The sequence below is a fragment of the Arthrobacter sp. BE255 genome, assembly GCF_031457335.1.
Taxonomy (GTDB): Bacteria; Actinomycetota; Actinomycetes; order Actinomycetales; family Micrococcaceae; genus Arthrobacter.
In genome coordinates, this window is sequence record NZ_JAVDWK010000013.1 from 61,394 (window position 1) to 79,628 (window position 18,235).

An 18,235-nucleotide genomic window follows, 5' to 3' on the forward strand; every position below is an offset into this window, starting at 1 on the left:
CTGCTTTCTACTGCTGAATACGAAAGGGGCTCTTAAAGGAGGGTATCGGAGATGATGCGGGCACCGGGCACTGGCCCGTGCACAGCCCAGGCTGTCAGCCCATGGTGCAGCAGGTCCTCGGCGAGGCTTTCGGCCGCCGTCGGGCTGTGCGCCAGCAGTGCCACCGTGGGCCCTGAGCCTGAGACGATGCCGGCGATGGCGCCAAGTGATTCGCCCATCCCCAGCGTGCTGCGGAGGTCCGGAGCCAGTTCGATGGAGGCACGCTGGAGGTCGTTGACCAGGACCCTGCTCAACGCTTCGGCGTCTCCGCTCCGCAGTGCCTGCAGGATCTTGGGATCGACCCCGGCAGGCTCGGCTGCGACCAGGCCCTCGGCATCGCGGAGCCGGTCCAGGGTGCGGTAGACCTCGGGGGTGGACAGCCCATAGTCGGCCGCCACCAGGACCCAGTCGGTCTGCGCCTTGGCCAGTGCCGGCGACAGTTCGTCGCCCAGTCCCAGCCCTACGGCTGTCCCGCCGAGGAGGGAGAACGGCACATCGGCTCCCAGCTCCGCCGCCAGGTGCGCCAGCTCCTCCCGGGACAGTCCACTGTTCCACAGTGCGTCGCAGGCCAGCAGCGTGGCGGCGGCGTCCGCGGAGCCGCCACCCATGCCGCCGGCCACGGGAACCCGCTTGGTGATTTCGAGGTGGACCCCGGTGGCGTGCTCGGAGACGTCCGCCATGATGGCCGCGGCTTTGTACGCGAGGTTGTTACCGTCCAGCGGGATGTCCACGCCGTCGAGGTCAAGGGTGCTGTCCGGGCTGATGCTGACCGTGATGCCGGGGGTTTCCGTGCTTGTGGCAGCGACTTCCTCGTAGAGCGACACCGCCAGGTACACGCTGGCCACCGAGTGGTAGCCATCCGGCCGGAGCGGGCCTACATCCAGGGAGACGTTGACCTTGCCCGGGGCCTTGACCCGGACGGTCCGGGCGGCGAACCGGCCTGCCCTCGTAGTCACGCGGTGGCCTCGCGGGCTTCGGCGATCCGGGCGAAAGCCACGATGTCGATGACCTCGCCGCGGGCCGTGGGATCCACGCCGGCTGCCACGAGGCAACGTTCAGCCTCGGCGGCGCCGCCTGCCCAGCCGGCGAGGGCGGCCCGCAGTGTCTTCCGGCGCTGCGCGAATGCTGCGTCGATGACGGCGAAGACCTGTTCGCGGGTGGCAGTGGTGACAGGCGGCTCCCTGCGCGTGAACGCCACGAGCCCGGAATGGATCTTGGGCGCGGGCCAGAAGACGTTCATGCCGATCACCCCGGCTTTGCGCATGCTGCTGTACCAGGCCGCCTTGACCGACGGCACGCCGTAGGTCTTGGATCCGGGCCCGGCTGCCAGCCTGTCGGCCACCTCGTCCTGCACCATCACCAGGCCGTGCTGAAGGCTCGGGAAGTGCTGCAGGAGGTGGAGGACCACGGGCACGGCCACGTTATAGGGAAGGTTGGCCACGATGGCCGTTGGTTCAACCGGCAGCGCGGTCACCTTCATCGCGTCGGCCTGGACCAGGTAGAAGTCATCGGCAGCACCGGGCCGCCACTCGTTGACCGTCTGGGGCAGCTTCGCGGCCAGGACCGGATCGATTTCGACGGCGACCACTGACTTAGCGGCGTCCAGCAGCCCGAGCGTCAGCGAGCCAAGGCCGGGACCGACTTCCAGGACTGTCTCCTCGGGGCCGATGTTGGCGGCAGATACGATCCTGCGGATGGTATTGCCGTCGATGACAAAGTTCTGTCCAAGGGTCTTGGTGGGCCGGATTCCGATCTCTTCCGCCAGCCGGCGTATATCGGAGGCACCGAAGAGGGGTGCGGGCGCGGCGGGGCTCGGTTCAGTCACCTAGGTATCCTATCCCGGCACGTGCGGATGCCACGCGGAGTTAACGGAAGCGGCCGGCCCCGGGAATCCGGGTCCGGCCGCTGCACGTGCCTGCTTGCCCTATGCCCTGCGGCTGTGGTCAGCTGCCGCTGCAGGCTTGCCCGCGATGCGGGGTGGGCGATGGTCCTAGCTGGAGGCCGCCCAGCCGCAGCCCCAGGGCTGGAGGCCGCGCTGTGCGTAAACGCGGTTCGCGATGTCGATCTGCTGGGCCTTGGTGGCCAGGCTGGCGTTCGGGGCGTAGGCGCCGCCGCCCGAGCCGATCCACGTCCGGATGTCGAACTGGAGGCCACCGTAGTAGCCGTTGCCTGAGTTGATGGACCAGTTGCCGCCCGATTCGCACTGGGCGATCTTGTCCCACATGGCTTCGTTCATCATGGCCGGCGCTGCTGCACCAGTGTTGGTGCCGGCCGTGGCTGCGGGCTTTGCCTTGGTGCCTACCGTGACCTGCTCAGTCACGGGCTGGACGGAAACGGTCTCGGAAACCAGGGTGCGTGATGCTTCGCGGCCGTCAACCAGCACGAGCTTGAACGTGCGCTCGACCTTTCCGGCAGCCCCGGCCTGGGTTACTTTTTTCTCACCCTTGAACAGGTCCGCGCTTTCGGAGGTCATGGTCTCGAACGCTACGTCTTCCGTGGTGGCCGCCGTCTGGCCGGTGTCCACCCGGGAAACCTTGACCACCATGTTGTTGACTACCAGGGCATTGCCGGGCTGTGAGGCCCGGTCGTTGACACCAAGGGTCACGCCGGCGTCCGCCAGGACAGCCTCCACCGTGGATGCGGTGGTGGTTGCCGTGGTGACTTTGCCGTCGGCGACGATGCTGACGTTCTTGGGGGTGGTGATGGAAACGAATGATCCATCCACCGCCAACTGGGCGTCCTTCGGGACGGAAACGGACGACGAACTGGCCACGCCGAGCTCGGTCACCAGCCCGGCGACATCCGGGGCGGTGGTGCTGACGGTCTTCTCAGAACCGTCCAGGCTGACTTTCACGGCTTTGGCCATGTTCACATTGATAACGGTGCCATTTTCCACGGTCGCGTCGGCTGACGGGGATACGCGGTCTGCGGGCTTCAGGTCCAGCTTTGCGCTTTTGACAACCTGGCCTACTGTGCCGCCGAAGGTCTGGACTGAAGTCACTTTGCCGTCGACGTTGAGCGTGATTGTTTTGTTATTCCCGACAAAGGCCACGAGCCCGACGACGAGTGCGCAGAGCACCAGCAGCTGGGTACCAACCTTGACGAAACTGAACTTGCCGTCAGATGTGAAAAGCTTGACCACGTTTGCCCGTAACTTTAGGACCGTCCGGGCACGGGGAAAAACGCAGTAAAACACCCGGCGCAGAACCCCTGAGGTCAGCTCCGGGCACCTTTGCGCCGCCACACTCCACTTGGCACTCATGCGGCATCAAAGCCGTTCATGATCCTGCTGCGGATGAAGTGAAATTATCCGAAGGCCTTCCCCGACCCCGGCTAATAGTTACCCACTGTAACCGTAGCGTTATAAAGCGGCCAAGAATTTTGCATACCTGGTATTTATTATCGGAATTCTTCCCGGTGTGGTTTCAGTCCCAGGATCCGTATGCCCGCACGGTATTTTCGCTGATTTGCTGGCAGAGCCGGGAGAGGTCGATTCCTGTCAAATCAGCCATGGCACGGACGGTGTACGGCACCATGTAGCTGGCATTGGCCCGGCCCCGGTGCGGGTGCGGCGTGAGGAAGGGCGCGTCCGTTTCCACCAGCACCAGTTCGGGTTCCGCGACGGCGAGCGCCGCCCGGAGGTTGTGCGCGTTCTTGAACGTCAGTGTGCCCGCGAAGGACATGTTCCAGCCCTCCGTGTTGCAGATGCGCGCGAGCTCCTCATCGCCGGAGAAGCAGTGGAACACCACGCGCTCCGGGGCTCCCTCCTCGCGCAGGACCTGCACCACGTCGTCGTGGGCGTCACGGTCATGGATCTGGAGGGTGAGGTCAAGACGCTTGGCGATGTCGATGTGCCGCCTGAACGAGTAGCGCTGATGCACCAGGCCCTCGCCCTCGGTGCGGAAGAAGTCCAGCCCGGTTTCGCCGATGGCCCGGATCCGGGGATGCGCGGCCAGGCGCTCAATCTCCGCCAGCGCGTCCTCCAGCTCGCCGCGGGCTGCGTAGTCCGGTGCGTCATTGGGGTGCAGTGCCACCGCCCCCAGGAGCCTGCTGTCCAGATCCACTGCCTGCACGGTGAAACGCGAGGATTCGAGGTCGCAGCCCACCTGGACCGCACCCTGGACTCCGACTGCCTGCGCGGCATCCAGGGCCGCAGCGACCCCTACCGGCCCGGCGCCGTCGGGAAAATCAAGGTGCGTGTGGTTGTCCATGACCGGTGCCGGCAGCGGCTCCGGCGCCGGCGGAAAATCCCGCCGGCCCGCGGCGCCTGCCGCGGGCGAACCGTCCGGTCCGGCGGCACGGTAAGCGGCAGGAATCAGCGAATTGCACATCCCTCTAGCCTAGCCGCGGGCGATGCATCGAGAATTACGGGAACTCTCTGTCAGGCACGGCAGTTCTGTTAGTAGTCTGTTACCAACAGATGCGAACGCCCACCGACGGGCGAAGGCAGGCTTGCTGTCCCGTCCCAGTCGATACCCGGGCTGAAAGGTTGCCGATGGACTCCCACCGACGCACGGCCGTCAATGAGATCGACCCCGCGGGCCGGAACTTCGCAGGGATTGCGGAACCGGTCACGCAGCTGAACGGCCACAAGGCCCAGGCGATGGACGCGGCCGCTTTCCACTCTGCAAGCCAGCGCATCCTGGATGAAGTCAACACCGTGATCGACGGCAAGTCGGAGGCCGCGAAACTGGCCCTGACCGTCCTGCTGGCCCAGGGCCACCTCCTGCTCGAAGACGTGCCCGGCGTTGGCAAGACCCTCCTCGCCAAGACCCTGGCCAGGACCATCGACTGCACGGTTAGCCGGATTCAGTTCACCCCTGACCTCTTGCCGTCCGATGTCACCGGCGTGTCCATCTACAACCAGTCGTCCCGGCTGTTCGAGTTCCGCCCGGGCGCCGTGTTTGCCAACATCGTGATCGGCGATGAAATCAACCGTGCCTCGGCCAAGACCCAATCCGCCCTCCTGGAATGCATGGAGGAGCACCAGGTCACGGTGGACGGACACTCCTACAAACTCGACGAGCCGTTTATGGTGGTGGCTACCCAGAATCCGATCGAGATGGAGGGGACCTATCCCCTGCCGGAAGCGCAGCGGGACCGCTTTATGGCACGCATCTCCATGGGTTATCCGGACAAGGACTCCGAGATCGAGATGCTGGAAACCCACCAGGCGACCTCGCCGCTGGCCAAGGTCTCCGCCGTGGTCACGACAGCGGACGTCGCGGCAATGATCGCCTCCGTCCAGCAGGTCTACGTGTCCCAGGCCGTCAAGGAGTACACCGTGTCCGTGGGCAGGGCAACCCGCGAGAGCCCCCTGCTCCGGCTGGGGGCCAGTCCTCGCTCGATGTTGCAGCTGCTCCGGGCTGCCAAGGCCACCGCGGCCCTGGACGGACGTGATTTTGTGCTTCCCGACGACGTAGTCAACGTGGCTGAATCCGTGTTGGCGCACCGGATCATCCTGGACCGCAAGGCCGCCAGCGCCGGCGAAACACCGCACAGCGTCATCCGCGGGATCCTGAACAGGTTGCCGGTGGGCCAGGACCTGGCGGATGCCCCGGCACGGTCCGCAGCCCGGCCAGCGGCCAAGGCTCCACCGGGCTCCGGGCTCCGCAGGAACCACTAGGCACAGCCCCATGGCACTGCTGGACCGGCTCCCCCGCCACCTTTTCAGCCAGCGCGGCTGGGGCCTCCTCGCGGCCGGCGCTGTGTCACTGTTGGCTGCGCAGATCATGGGCCGCCGCGATCTCCTCAGCCTCAGCATCCTGCTGATTGTGCTTCCCCTGATCTCGCTGGCAGGGATCCGGCTGGTCAAACCAAAGTTCCAGGTCTACCGGGAGTTCAATCCATCCCCTGTGGAGACCTCGGCCGCCACGACAGTCAGGCTGGCTGTGGCACGGACCGGACCGGTCACCGGACGGGCGATTATGGAGGAACGGCTGCCCCCGCGGTTTGGGGAATCTCCCGCATTCCGCTTCCCCGCCCGCTCGGCAACCGGCGGCACCAGCCGGTACGAATACCACCTGCGTTCCAGCCAGCGCGGCCAGTTTCTCATCGGGCCGGTGACCGCCGAGTTCACCGACCCGTTCGGGTTGTCCCTGCACCGGCAGGCAATCGACGACGGCGAGACGCTCACGGTGACGCCCGCCGCCGTCGAGCTCCCGGTCACCGGGCTCGCAGGGGCGCGCGGGAGCGACGGCGTCACTGCCACCCGGATCAGGGCCAACCCCAGCGACGACGATGTGATGACCCGCGAATACCGGCACGGCGACCCGATGCGGCGTGTCCATTGGGCAGCGACTGCCCGGCACGGTGCACTGATGGTCAGGCAGGAGGAGTCCGTCACCACCCCCGAGGCCACCATCATCCTTGACCAGCGGTTCGCCGCCTTCGCAGGAGGTCCTGGGACGGGCTTTGGCGGAAATGCGGCCATGGAAGGCCACGAGATGGTCACCAGCGACACCTTCGAGTGGGCGGTGGTGGCGGCCATCTCCATCAGCGCGCATCTTGCCGAGCGGAATTATGCGCTGCGACTGCTCGACGCCGCCGGCGAACCGGCCTTCCTGCGTTCCCCCTCAGCGCCTGAACCTCATGCCGAGGAGTACCTGGGCACCGGCGGGCTGCAGTCCATCGCCGAGAGCCTGGCAGCCATCCAGCTCTCCGGTCCGCATCACGGCCATCACGGCCACAAGGAAGCCGCCCCCCGGAGCCCGGTCCACACGGGCCCGGTCCGCAGGGACTCCTCCGGCGCGGCGCGTGATCATGCCGGTGGACAGGATTCCGGTCCCGCACTTTTTGATGACCTCCTCATGGACAAGCTTTCGGCGCACCGGATGCGGGGGCCGATCATCGCGGTGTTGGGAAGGTTGTCGCTGGCGGAAGCCACCGCCCTGGCCCCGGCGGCGGGTTATGGAGCTAATTCCTTCGCCATCATCGTCGCGGAGAGGCCATCGGATTTCCACGACGAACTTGAAGCGCTCCGGCGCGGGGGGTGGCGTGCGGCGGCGGTATCCCCGTCGGTTCCGGTGCCTGCCGCCTGGAGCCACTTCGACCAGGGCGGAGCAGCCCTGGATGCCGCTGCGGCTGATGTCCGGCGTGGTGCGGGGGTGGCACGGTGACACTCGCCCCGGAAAAGCACACCTCCGCCGCCGCGAAGCCTTCCGACGTCACGGTTTCCGGCAAGCAGCCCGGCAAGGCCCGGGTTGGCGCCTACCCATGGGTCATGGCTGGAGCCGTGGGGCTGTCGGTGTGCGGTGCGGCGCTTTCACTTAACGGTGTCCTGCGGGGGTGGGCGTGGTACCTGCCCGTATTGACCACGGTTTTTGTGGTCTGCCTGACCATGGCCGGACTCCGGGCCTTGCGGGCGCACCCCCTCGTTGTCACCGCAGGTGGCTTCGCTTCCCTGGTGGCGATCCTGACGCTGACGTTCTTCCGCGGCTCAGGCCTGGCCGGGCTCATCCCGTCGGGCGCCACCATGAAGGAGCTGGACAGGTTCATCCGCAGGGCCAGCGAGACAGTCCTCGCCGAAAGCGCGCCGGTCGCCCCCAACGCCGGCATTGTGATGGTGACCTGCGCCGTCCTGGGCCTGACGGTCATCCTCATCGATGCTCTGGCGTTGCCCTTGGCCATGCCTGCCACCACCGGCCTGGGGCTCGTGGCCATCCTCATCGTCCCGGCCATGGTGAAGCCGCAAAGCGTGGGCATGTGGGGGTTCATCGCCACGGTGGCCGGCTACCTGCTGATTCTGGCGTGCAGCCAGTGGTTCGCGCCGGACGCGCGTACGCCGGCCGATACCGCCCGCAACCCAGGGCAGATGAAGCGCGCCGCACTCACCGGATCCGTTGCCCTGGTGGCCACGCTGATCATCCCGCTCGCCATCCCCGGCTTCGACCAGGGAACGTTTCCGCAGGGTTCGCGCGTGAACCCTTGGGGCACCTCAACCGGGCTGAATCCCATGATTACCCTCGGAAACAGCCTCCGCACGCCCGCCGGCACCGGACGGATCACCTACGCCACCAACGCCGCCGCCCCGATTTACCTGCGGTCCGTCACGGTGGACAATTTCGACGGCGACTCCTGGGGACCCGACGACCGCGAAGCATCGCGGCGGCCGGTGGCCGGACCCATCGAGACCGGCTACGAGGTCCTCGCCGACGAGCAGCTTCGCCAGGTCACCGCGGTGGACGCTGGCTCCTTCACCAGCCCTTACCTCCCTGTTCCCTACGCTCCCGAGTCGATCCGGGGCCTGGCGGGGCGCTGGACCTGGGACCCCGCCACCCTGAGCGTTAAGGGAGCGGACACCAACTCGCGGAGCCAGGAATATATTGTGGTCTCGTCCGTGCCCCGGCTGACGGCGAGCCTGCTCGACCGCTCGTCAGCCGCCGTGCAGGGAATAGCGGACGATTTCACCCGCGTCCCCGGCAACGTTCCTGACATTGTCAGGACCACTGCGGATACCGTCACGGGATCGAGCGGCACGGCGTATGCAAAGGCCATGGCCATCCAGAAATACCTGCGGTCGGCAGAGTTCACGTATTCCCTTCAGTCCCCGGTCCAGGGCGGCTATGACGGCAACGGACTGTCCGTCCTGGCCGACTTCCTCGCCCAAAAAAGCGGATACTGCATCCACTACGCCTCGGCGATGGCCGTCATGGCCAGGCTTGAAGGCATTCCCAGCCGGATCGCCGTCGGCTACGCCCCCGGACGGCTGACCGGGGCCACGGTGACCGTGGCAGGGCAGGGTGCCCTGCCAGAGTACGAAGTGGACGCCAGGGATGCCCATGCGTGGCCCGAACTCTACTTCCAGGGGCTCGGGTGGGTGCCGTTTGAGCCGACGCCCTCGCGGGGGGTGGTCCCCGAGTATGCCACCGAAAGCTCGGTACCCGGCTCGCCCGGTTCCCTGGACAACAACTCCGACCTCGTACCTTCCGGCAACCCGCTGGCCACCCCGCAGCCCAGCGCCGCGCCGCTGCCGCTGCCCGGCGCCGGCCCGGGGAGCGACGCAGGGTCGCAGGTCCTGCCATGGCTGCTGGGCCTGGCAGGATCAGCGCTGTTGCTCCTGCTGGCCTCTTCGCCGCGGCTGGTACGGCTGGGTGTCCGCGCCCGCAGGCTGCGCAGCACCGATCCGCCGTCCCCGGCAGCCGTTCCCTTGGCGTGGTCCGAGCTCCGCGATCTCGGCACGGACTATGGCTTGCCGCCGGGACCGGCTGAGACGCCCAGGACGTATTCCGCCCGGATCCGCGGCTCGCATCTGCTCGGTGAACCAGGCGGAATGGACGACGCCGCACACCAGGCTGTCATCTCCCTCACGGCCGACTTCGAACGGCACGCCTACGGCCCGCCAGCAGCCGGTTCCCCCGGTCCGGGCAGCGCGGAACCTGCAGCTGCCCGGATTTCTGCCCTCCAGGGATCGATGCGGGCCAACGTCACCCGTATCCGCCGGCTGCGCGCTGACTGGCTTCCGCCGTCGGTCCTTGGCCGCTGGGGACGGATGCTGACGGCGCCGTTCCGGCTTATCGGCAGGGTGGCCAGGGGGACGGCAAAGGCCGCCGCCCACTCGTGGTCACGAGTGCGCGACGGCCTGCGGCGTCCGAGCGAAGGCTAGCTTCCCCCGGCCCGTCCGCGGATCACCTTTGCGGGTCAGCCGGCGTAAGGGTCCGCGATGCCGATGTACTGCGTGTAGAGGTATTCCTCGATGCCTTCCAGTCCGCCTTCGCGTCCGAGGCCGGACTGCTTGACGCCGCCGAAGGGTGCCGCCGCGTTGGAGATCACGCCGGCGTTCAGGCCGAGCATGCCGGTCTCGAGGCGTTCGCCCATCCGGATGCCGCGGTTCAGGTCCTTCGTGAAAACGTAGGCGACCAGGCCGTATTCGGTGTTGTTCGCCAGCCGGATGGCTTCCTCTTCGGTGCCGAACGTGATGATCGGGGCGACGGGGCCGAAGATTTCCTCGGACAGGATCCGGGTTCCCTCGGTGACGCCGGTGAGGATGGTGGGCTGGTAGAAGTAGCCCGGCCCCTCTGCCGGGGCGCCGCCCAGGACCGCCCGGGCGCCGGAGGCCACGGCGTCGGAGACGAGTTCGTGGACCTTGTCCCGGCTCTTGGCATCGATCAGCGGACCGACTTTGGAGTGGGGCTCGGTGCCGCGGGCGGTGGTCATCTCCGCCATTTTCGCGGCGAACTTCTCCGCGAACTCGTCAGCGACGGACTCGTGCACGATGAACCGGTTCGCGGCGGTGCAGGCCTCGCCCATGTTCCGCAGCTTCGCGAGCATGGCCCCGGCGACGGCGGCATCGAGGTCGGCGTCCTCGAACACCACGAACGGGGCGTTGCCGCCGAGTTCCATGGAGGTCCGCAGGACGGTTTCGGAGGCGTCGGAGAGCAGGCGGCGGCCCACCTCGGTGGAGCCGGTGAAGGAAAGCTTCCGCAGCCGGGTGTCCTTGATCAGCGGGCCCGTCGTGGCGCCGGCCGTCGAGGTGGGGATGACGTTCAGGACACCGGCAGGCAGGCCCGCTTCCTGCATCACGGCCGCGAACAGCTGCGAGGTCAGCGGCGTCAGGTTCGCGGACTTGAGCACCATGGTGCAGCCGGCGGCGACAGCCGGGGCGATCTTGCGCGTGGCCATCGCCAGCGGGAAGTTCCACGGCGTGATCAGCAGGCAGGGACCCACGGGCTTCTTGGTGACCAGCAGGCGGGACTTACCGTCCGGGGAGACCGAGTAGCGGCCGAACGCGCGGACCGCTTCCTCGGAGAACCAGCGCAGGAATTCAGCCCCGTAGGTGACTTCGCCGCGGGCTTCGGCCAGCGGCTTGCCCATTTCCATGGTCATCAGCAGCGCGAAGTCCTCGGCCCGTTCGGTGACGAGCTCGAAGGCACGGCGCAGGATTTCCCCGCGTTCACGCGGCGGGACCTTCGCCCAGGATTCCTGCGCCGCGGCGGCAGCGTCCAGGGCCGCCTTGCCGTCCTCGGCCCCGGCGTCGGCAATGCTCAGCAGCACCTTGCCCGTGGCGGGATCCTCGACGTCGAACGTCTTACCGGAAGCGGCCGGCCGCCACTCACCATTGATGAGCAGGCCGGTGGGAACGGAGGCCAGCAGCTCGCTTTCGCGCTCGGCGGTAACAGCTGGCTGTGCAGTGACAGTCACGATGACTCCCTCGTCAGTAGGGTTGTTTCCAGCCGCGCACCGGCGGCCGGAGCGGCCTGCCTTTGTGGCTGATTAACTGTCAGACTACTGCTGCCCCCGCCGGAGGGTCTACGCCTGGACGCACTACAGAATCAACTTCGTGCTGTGCAGGTGCACAGCACGAATTCGGCATGATTCCGTTCATTCATGCCCGAATCCGGATGGCCCACAGGATGGATCAGCGCGCCGCCAACACGGCCGAGTACAGCTCCCGCTTGCTGACCCGGACGTCCTCGGCCACAGCAGCCACGGCGTCCTTAAGCCGGATTCCCTGTGCCACCAGCGCATTGACGGCCGCAACGTGGTCTTCGGGTGTCCCCGGCGCCTGGTCGGGAGCCCCTCCGAGGACAACCGCGATCTCGCCCCGGACCTCGTTCGCTTCAGCCCAGAGCAGCAGCTCGCCAACCGTCCCCCGGATGACCTCTTCATAGGTCTTCGTCAGTTCGCGGCAGACGGCGATCCTGCGGTCGGAGCCAAACCGCTCACGCAAAGCCCGCAGCATGGCTTCCAGCCGGTGCGGAGCTTCAAAGAACACCATGGTCCGGCGCTCACCTGCAAGGTCGGCCAGCCTCGATGCCCGTTCCCCCGCTTTCCGCGGAAGGAAGCCTTCAAAGCAGAACCTGTCCGTGGGCAGGCCGGAGAGGGCCAGGGCCGTCAGCACGGCCGAGGGCCCCGGGGCGGCCGTAACGGTGAGCCCGGCGGCAACGGCTCCCTCAACCAGGCGGAAACCCGGATCCGAAACCGAAGGCATCCCGGCGTCGGTCACCATGACCATGGTTTTGCCCGCCCGGACCGCGTCGAGGAGTTCTGCGGTTTTCGCCGCCTCGTTGTGCTCGTGGTAGCTGATCACGCGGCCCGCCACCGTGACGCCGAGGTTCTGGACCAGGCGGTGGAGCCGGCGGGTGTCTTCCGCCGCGACGATGTCTGCGGTGGCCAGCAGCTCAATGAGCCGGGCAGAGGCATCGCCGGCGTTGCCGATCGGCGTTGCGGCCAGCACGATCCGCCCTGGCCCGGTGCTGCCCGCGTTGGGGCCGATGGCGTCAGGCAGGCTGGAGTCGGGCAGGGTTTCGGGGTTAGGGTCCACGCCACCAGCCTACTGCTGGCAGGCGGCTCAAGCTGCAAAAGGTAGCATGGGGCACGTGACGCAGACCCCCACACGGCCCGTCGGGTCCGGCCAGGCCCACCCGGCAGGCCCGACCCAAGGCTCCCCGGAACGCGCCGCACGGGCACAGGCTCCCGCCGGCAAGCCCTGGGTCGTCCGGCCCGCCGTCGCATTTTCCGCAGAAGCCCTCCAGGAACGGCTGATCGGAAGCGTCCGCAGCTGGCGGGACTACCCGCCGTCGCTCCGGCTGTGGTTCTGGCTGGTTCCGGTGCTGACGGCGGTCATCGGCGGCATCCTCCGCTTCGTCCGCCTGGAGTCCCCGCACAGCCTGGTCTTTGATGAAACGTACTACGTCAAGGACGCCTATTCCTTCCTGGTCAGCGGCTATGAGCGGAGCTGGCCGGACAAGGCAAACGATTCGTTCAACGCCGGGAACCCCAACATTCTCCTGGACACTCCCGAGTACGTGGTCCACCCTCCAGTGGGCAAGTGGATGATCGCTGGCGGGATGTGGCTTTTCGGCGCCGACAACCCCTTCGGCTGGCGCTTCGCCGCGGCCCTGACCGGCACTGTATCCATCCTGTTGCTTGCCCTCATCGCGCAAAAGCTGTTCCGTTCGCTGCCCTTGTCGGCGGCGGCAGGACTGCTGCTGGCAGTTGACGGCCACCACCTGGTGATGTCACGGACATCGCTGCTGGATATTTTCCTGATGTTCTGGATCCTGGCTGCTTTTGGGGCCCTGCTGATGGACCGCGACGACGGCCGCCGCAGGCTGGCTGCCCGGCTCGGCAGGCAAGCCGCTGCCGGCAGGCACGGCCGGCCGTCCGCAGGGCAACTGCTGGCGGGCCCGTGGCTGGGAATCCGCTGGTGGCGGATCGCCGCCGGGGTGTGCCTGGGCCTTGCAGTGGGGACCAAGTGGTCCGGATTGTTCTTCCTGGCCGGATTCGGGCTGTTGTCCGTCCTGTGGGATCTCTCCGCCCGTCGCGTCGCGGGAATCCGCGGCTGGATCACCGGGGGCATGATCAAGGACGGCCTCCCGGCCTTCCTCAGCATGGTTCCCGTGGCGGCCCTGGTGTATGCCGCCACCTGGACCGGCTGGTTCCGTTCCAACGACGCCTACTTCCGGCGCTGGGCCCAGTCCAATCCCTCGGCCGACTGGGGCTGGCTTCCGGACGCGGTCAGGTCCTTGGCCCACTACCATCTGGAGGCGTACAAGTTCCATCAGGGACTGGGCTCCGAACACCCCTACGAGGCGAGCGCCTGGAGCTGGCTTGTGATGGGCCGGCCCACATCGTTCTTCTACGAATCCCCGCAGCAGGGGACGCAGGGATGCACTGTGTCGAACTGCGCCTCGGCCATCCTTTCCGTCGGAAACCCCCTCATCTGGTGGGGTGCCACCATCTCGCTGGCCGTGCTTCTGTTCTGGTGGGCCGGACGCCGCGACTGGCGCGCCGGCGCCGTCCTGGCCGCGGTCGGTGCCGGGTATCTCCCCTGGTTCATGTATCCGGAACGGACCATGTTCTACTTCTACGCCGTGTCCTTTGAGCCTTTCCTCGTGCTGGCGCTGGTCTACTGCCTGGGCCTGGTCCTGGGACGGGACACCGATCCGCCGTGGCGCCGGCGCTCCGGCCTGTACCTGGTGGCACTCTTTGTGGTTGGGGTGGTGCTGCTGTCCGCCTTCTTCTACCCTGTGTGGGCAGCCGAAGTCATTCCCTACCAGCAGTGGCGCTACCGAATGTGGATGCCGTCCTGGATCTAGGGCAGGATTGCAGAAGACCCCGATTTCAGCCGCGCTGCGGTGTGGCAGCCGAACGGAGACCGCCTGTGAGAGAAGCAAGCACGGAACTGCTGGTGGAGCTTGATCCTGCCAGCAACGTGACGGACCTCCTCCTGGAGCAGCAGGCGGCCAACCCTGCGCATGCGCTGTATGCCCGCAAGGGGCCGAACGGCTGGACGGACGTCACTGCGCGGAAGTTCGTCCAGGACGTCAGCGCGCTGGCGAAGGGTCTGATCGCCGGCGGGCTGGAGCCCGGCAACACCGTGGCGGTCATGTCCGCCACCCGCTACGAGTGGACGCTGGTGGACTTCGCCATCTGGTTCGCGGGCGGGGTCACCGTGCCGATCTACGAAACCTCGTCCGCCAGCCAGGTTGAGTGGATCCTGCATGACTCCGGAGCCCTGAGGGTGTTTGCGGAGGACCGCGGAAAAGTGGATCTGGTGGCCAAGGTCCTGGCGTCGTCCGAACTCCTCAAGGACCGCCTGGTGAACGTGGTGAGAATGGATTACGACGGCGTAGCCCCGGATCTTGCCAGCCTCGCCGCTGCCGGCATGGGGGTTACGGACGCGGAGCTTGAACGGCACCGCTCCGCGGCGGCGCTCGAAGACGTTGCGTCCCTCGTGTATACCTCCGGCACCACCGGCAACCCGAAAGGGTGCGAAATCACCCACGGGAACTTCGCTTTGGTGGCCAGGAACATCGTGGCCTTCCTTCCGGATATCCTGCTGCAGGAGAACGCCCGCACGCTGATGTTCCTCCCGCTGGCGCATGTGCTGGCCCGCGCTGTCCAGGTGGTCTGCCTGAGCGCCGGGGCCACGTTCGGCCACACGGGCGGCGCAGCACAGCTGGTGGAGGACCTGGGCACCTTCAAGCCGACGTTCCTGCTGGTGGTGCCGCGCATCTTCGAAAAGCTTCGTGCCGGGGCCGCGCACAAAGCCGCGTTGGCCGGCAAGTCGGGCATCTTCGGTGCCGCGTCGGCTGCTGCGATCCGTTTTTCCCGGGAGCAGGACGCCGCTGCGCGCGGGGAGGGCAAGGGGCCCGGTTTCCTGTCCCGAACGCGTCATGCCCTTTTCGACCGGCTCGTGTACTCAAAGTTGCGCCAGACGCTGGGCGGGCAGGTACGCTACACGGTCTCAGGAGCCAGTCCTCTTGGCGTGGACGACGCGCACTTCTTCCGCGGTGCCGGGATCCCGGTCCTGGAGGGATACGGCCTGACAGAGACCACCGCTCCCTGCACAGCCAACACCCCCACCCGGACCCGCGTAGGCACCGTCGGCGTACCCATTCCCGGCACCACGATCCGCGTGGCCGCGGACGGCGAAATCCTGGTCAAGGGAATCGGCGTTTTCAAGGGCTACCACGCCAACGAGGCCGCCAACGCCGAAGCCTTTGTCGATGGCTTCTTCCGCACCGGGGACCTGGGCGAGCTCGACCCTGACGGCTTCCTCACCATCACGGGACGAAAGAAGGATGTGCTGGTCACGGCAGGCGGCAAGAACGTTGTTCCCGGTCCTCTCGAGGAAAGGATCCGCGCCCACCAACTCGTGGCCCATGCCGTTGTGGTGGGAGAGGGAAAGCCGTTCGTCGCTGCCCTGGTCAGCCTGGACGCCGAAGGCCTGGAAAACTGGTGTGCACAGCACAAGCTGCCGGCACTGTCCCCGCGTGAGGCCACGGCCCATGCCGGTGTGCGGGCTGCCATCCAGGAAGCCGTGGACCAGGCCAACGGACTGGTCTCCAAGGCCGAATCCATCCGAAGCTTCGCGGTGCTCGACGCCGAGTTCACACTCGATTCCGGGCATCTGACGCCCTCCCTCAAACTCAAGCGGGCCGCCGTCGTGCGTGACTTCGACGCGGAGATCACCGGGCTCTACGGCTGAACCGCCCGGGCCGGGACAGAGTCTTCCGGGCTTACGTGGCTTCCGCGGGTGCCGGGGCTGGCTCATCCACGGTTATGCCGCGGCGCCGGCGGGTGGGCCAGGTCAGGATCAGGGTCACCAGCGCCGTGAGGAGCACCAGTCCGCCGATCACGATGCCGGCGTCAATCCAGAACTGCCCCGGAAACAGCCTGATCAGGGTGTCCTCCAGGGCAAACGTCCACGAGCCGCTGGCGAAGAAGATCCGGTGGAACTCCGTGAAGAACTGCTGCCAGCCCAGCACGGCCAGCGCACCGAGGCCAAGGATGATCACGAGGGTCAGGATGGACCCCGCGAAGAGGCCACGGCGCACGCCACCGGTGCTTCGGCGGCGGAGGTAAGCGATGGCGATGATGCTGAAAAGGACCAGCAGGGCCCCGGCACCGAAAGTGGAGAGGATCACGAGCTTGACGTCCGCCATGTGGCTGACCTCGCCGTCCTTGAAGAGCTTGTCCCCGCTCCGGTTGACCAGCTCCCCCAGGTAGCGCGGTCCGGACCAGTTGCTGAGGTAGTCGACGGCGTAGGAGCCGTAGGTCATTCTGTCGTCCGTGCTGAACCCGTAGCCGTCGCCCGGAAAGCCAGGACGGTTGTACTCGGTCCATAGGAACAGGGGGCTGGTGACGGCCCGGACTGCCAGGACCAGGAGGATGACGGGGTAAAAGACGGCGAGGAGCACCTGCATCACGCGGGGTGCCAGCGGCTTGGCGTTGGCAGCACTCTCGCGCTGGGCGTTGCGCCGCTCCACTTCCTCCTCTGGCGGACGGACCTGGAGGGCAGAGGTGGGAAGCGGTTCACTGAACGGCTGGGCGTTTGGCTCGGCGGCCGGTTCGACGGCGGCCTCCGCAGCCTTGCGGTCTGCCCGGCTTTCGGCCTGCTGGACACCCTCGGATCCGGCGTCCACGTTTTTCGGGGCGCCTTTGCTGTCCGTACCGCCGGACGTTGAGTCACTCATCCAGGAAAAGGCCGGTTCATCCGAATCCGCCGATGAGTCCAGGAGGGGATCGGGCTGCGGCTCCATGCGTTTGGCAGGGGTCGGAGAATTGTCATTCACAGCAGCGTCACTTCCGTTGGGGTCCGTGCCGCCGGCTCTGGTCCGGGCGGCACAAGTATCTCTGGGACGAGCCTACCGTCCGGTCCTCCGGCACGGCGAGGAGCCACCCCGGGCGGCCGCCGATTCAGGCTGCAATTTCGCTGTACCCGGCATCCTCGGACCCCAGGTCGCCCCGCGCCCCGGCGAGGTGGGCGCGCCGGCCCCAAACCAGGACATACAGCCAGTACGCGGCCAGAACGGCAGACCCGACGGCGATCTTGGCCCACACCGGCAACGGGCTGGGGGTCACGAATCCTTCCACCAGGCCGGAAACGAACAGCACCAGCACCAGCCCCAGCGCCACGGTGATCAGGGACCGTCCTTCCTCGGCGACGGCCCGGCCCCGGGTGCGGGGGCCCGGTGACACCATGGCCCAGAAGATCCGCAGGCCTGCGGCGCATGCGATGAACACCGCTGTCAGTTCCATCAGCCCGTGCGGCAGGATGTAGCTGTAAAACACGTCGGTTTTGCCGGACGCGGCGAAGATTCCGGCGGCGATGCCCACACCCTGGGCGTTACTGAACAGGATCATCGGCACCCAGAACCCGGTGATGCCCAGCGCTACGGCCTGGGCGCTGATCCAGGCGTTGTTGGTCCACACCGCGCCGGCGAACGATGCTGCCGGGTTTTCGGAGTAGTAGCCAATAAAGTCCTCTTCAACGTACTGCCTGACGTCGGCCTCGGAGGCGACCGCACGGAGTGCGTCGGGGGACGTTCCGATCCAGAGCGCGTATGCGGCGCCGATCAGGATGAAGGCCGCCCCGCAGGCCACTGTGAGCCACCGCAGCCGGTACAGCGCGGCCGGGAGCGCCACCACAAAGAAGCGGGCAAGGTCGGCAGTGAAGTTCGAACGCGCCCCGGTGAACCGCGTCCTCGACTGGGCAAGGGTTGCCGAGAGGGATGCCGAGAGTCCGCTTTCCGGGGCGATGGACCGGATGTGGGAGAGGTGCGAGGAGGTCAGCTGGTACAGGCGCAGCAATTCGTCCGCCTCGGCCCCGCTGAGCCGCCGTTTGAAGGCAAGTTTGTGCAGCCTCGACCAGGTGTCCCCGTTGACGGCGGAGAAGGCATCCATATCCACGGCACCAGCCTAGCGTCACGCCATTAGACTGTGAGCGTCCGCAGGATCACTCGCGTGG

General features: G+C 67.0%; 13 protein-coding genes. 5 read left to right on the forward strand and 8 right to left on the reverse strand.

Annotation, left to right across the window (positions count from 1 at the left end):
• Positions 1 to 32 precede the first annotated feature (32 nt).
• The 4 genes from J2X42_RS19230 to J2X42_RS19245 all read right to left on the reverse strand — a co-directional run bounded on the left by J2X42_RS19230 (position 33) and on the right by J2X42_RS19245 (position 4,370).
• Entirely contained in the window at positions 33 to 995 is a 963-nt protein-coding gene (locus J2X42_RS19230; RefSeq protein WP_310167486.1) for a 4-(cytidine 5'-diphospho)-2-C-methyl-D-erythritol kinase, read from the reverse strand.
• Positions 992 to 1,864, reverse strand: coding sequence for a 16S rRNA (adenine(1518)-N(6)/adenine(1519)-N(6))-dimethyltransferase RsmA (gene rsmA / locus J2X42_RS19235; RefSeq protein WP_310167487.1), 873 nt, complete (start codon positions 1,862 to 1,864; stop codon positions 992 to 994). Before rsmA ends, J2X42_RS19230 begins: the two co-directional genes overlap by 4 nt.
• A gap of 165 nt (positions 1,865 to 2,029) precedes the next feature.
• Positions 2,030 to 3,181 (reverse strand): transglycosylase family protein, encoded by a 1,152-nt coding sequence (locus tag J2X42_RS19240; protein ID WP_310167488.1) that lies wholly within the window; start codon positions 3,179 to 3,181, stop codon positions 2,030 to 2,032.
• A 283-nt stretch (positions 3,182 to 3,464) separates the two neighbouring features.
• Positions 3,465 to 4,370, reverse strand: coding sequence for a TatD family hydrolase (locus J2X42_RS19245; RefSeq protein ID WP_310167490.1), 906 nt, complete (start codon positions 4,368 to 4,370; stop codon positions 3,465 to 3,467).
• Between the two features lie 164 nt (positions 4,371 to 4,534).
• On the opposite strand from J2X42_RS19245, the gene J2X42_RS19250 reads away from it, so the two are divergent.
• Genes J2X42_RS19250 through J2X42_RS19260 form a run of 3 tightly spaced genes read left to right on the forward strand, consistent with a single transcriptional unit; the run spans position 4,535 to position 9,643 of the window.
• Positions 4,535 to 5,665, forward strand: coding sequence for a MoxR family ATPase (locus J2X42_RS19250; protein ID WP_310167491.1), 1,131 nt, complete (start codon positions 4,535 to 4,537; stop codon positions 5,663 to 5,665).
• Between the two features lie 10 nt (positions 5,666 to 5,675).
• Positions 5,676 to 7,157, forward strand: a complete 1,482-nt coding sequence (locus J2X42_RS19255; protein WP_310167492.1) for a DUF58 domain-containing protein — start codon at positions 5,676 to 5,678, stop codon at positions 7,155 to 7,157.
• Positions 7,154 to 9,643 (forward strand): DUF3488 and transglutaminase-like domain-containing protein, encoded by a 2,490-nt coding sequence (locus tag J2X42_RS19260; protein ID WP_310167493.1) that lies wholly within the window; start codon positions 7,154 to 7,156, stop codon positions 9,641 to 9,643. Before J2X42_RS19255 ends, J2X42_RS19260 begins: the two co-directional genes overlap by 4 nt.
• 35 nt (positions 9,644 to 9,678) lie before the next feature.
• On the opposite strand, the gene J2X42_RS19265 is transcribed toward J2X42_RS19260, so the two are convergent.
• Together J2X42_RS19265 and rsmI are read right to left on the reverse strand one after the other, a co-directional pair.
• The gene (locus J2X42_RS19265) at positions 9,679 to 11,178 is read right to left on the reverse strand and encodes an NAD-dependent succinate-semialdehyde dehydrogenase (protein ID WP_310167494.1); all 1,500 of its coding nucleotides are present in this window, start codon (positions 11,176 to 11,178) and stop codon (positions 9,679 to 9,681) included.
• Positions 11,179 to 11,395: 217 nt separating this feature from the next.
• Positions 11,396 to 12,301, reverse strand: a complete 906-nt coding sequence (rsmI, locus tag J2X42_RS19270) for a 16S rRNA (cytidine(1402)-2'-O)-methyltransferase (protein ID WP_396134115.1) — start codon at positions 12,299 to 12,301, stop codon at positions 11,396 to 11,398.
• A gap of 46 nt (positions 12,302 to 12,347) precedes the next feature.
• Between rsmI and J2X42_RS19275 the strand changes: the two genes are divergently transcribed.
• Together J2X42_RS19275 and J2X42_RS19280 are read left to right on the forward strand one after the other, a co-directional pair.
• Positions 12,348 to 14,078: a phospholipid carrier-dependent glycosyltransferase gene (locus J2X42_RS19275; protein WP_310167495.1), complete on the forward strand. Its 1,731-nt coding sequence runs from the start codon at positions 12,348 to 12,350 to the stop codon at positions 14,076 to 14,078.
• 65 nt (positions 14,079 to 14,143) lie between these two features.
• Positions 14,144 to 15,973 (forward strand): AMP-dependent synthetase/ligase, encoded by a 1,830-nt coding sequence (locus J2X42_RS19280; protein ID WP_310167496.1) that lies wholly within the window; start codon positions 14,144 to 14,146, stop codon positions 15,971 to 15,973.
• 31 nt (positions 15,974 to 16,004) lie between these two features.
• Here the strand turns inward: J2X42_RS19280 and J2X42_RS19285 are convergent, their stop codons facing one another.
• Both J2X42_RS19285 and J2X42_RS19290 read right to left on the reverse strand, forming a co-directional pair.
• Entirely contained in the window at positions 16,005 to 17,060 is a 1,056-nt protein-coding gene (locus J2X42_RS19285) for a TIGR01906 family membrane protein (protein WP_310167497.1), read from the reverse strand.
• Between the two features lie 124 nt (positions 17,061 to 17,184).
• Complete coding sequence (locus J2X42_RS19290) at positions 17,185 to 18,177, reverse strand: stage II sporulation protein M (RefSeq protein WP_310167498.1); 993 nt, start codon at positions 18,175 to 18,177, stop codon at positions 17,185 to 17,187.
• Between the last annotated feature and the right edge of the window lie 58 nt (positions 18,178 to 18,235).

What these genes read in the sequence shown, in the direction of transcription:
- J2X42_RS19250 (WP_310167491.1), top strand. Translation starts at nt 4,535, where the DNA reads ATGGACTCCCACCGACGCACGGCCGTCAATGAGATCGACCCCGCGGGC.
- J2X42_RS19245 (WP_310167490.1), bottom strand. Translation starts at nt 4,370, where the DNA reads ATGTGCAATTCGCTGATTCCTGCCGCTTACCGTGCCGCCGGACCGGAC.
- J2X42_RS19275 (WP_310167495.1), top strand. Translation starts at nt 12,348, where the DNA reads ATGGGGCACGTGACGCAGACCCCCACACGGCCCGTCGGGTCCGGCCAG.
- J2X42_RS19255 (WP_310167492.1), top strand. Translation starts at nt 5,676, where the DNA reads ATGGCACTGCTGGACCGGCTCCCCCGCCACCTTTTCAGCCAGCGCGGC.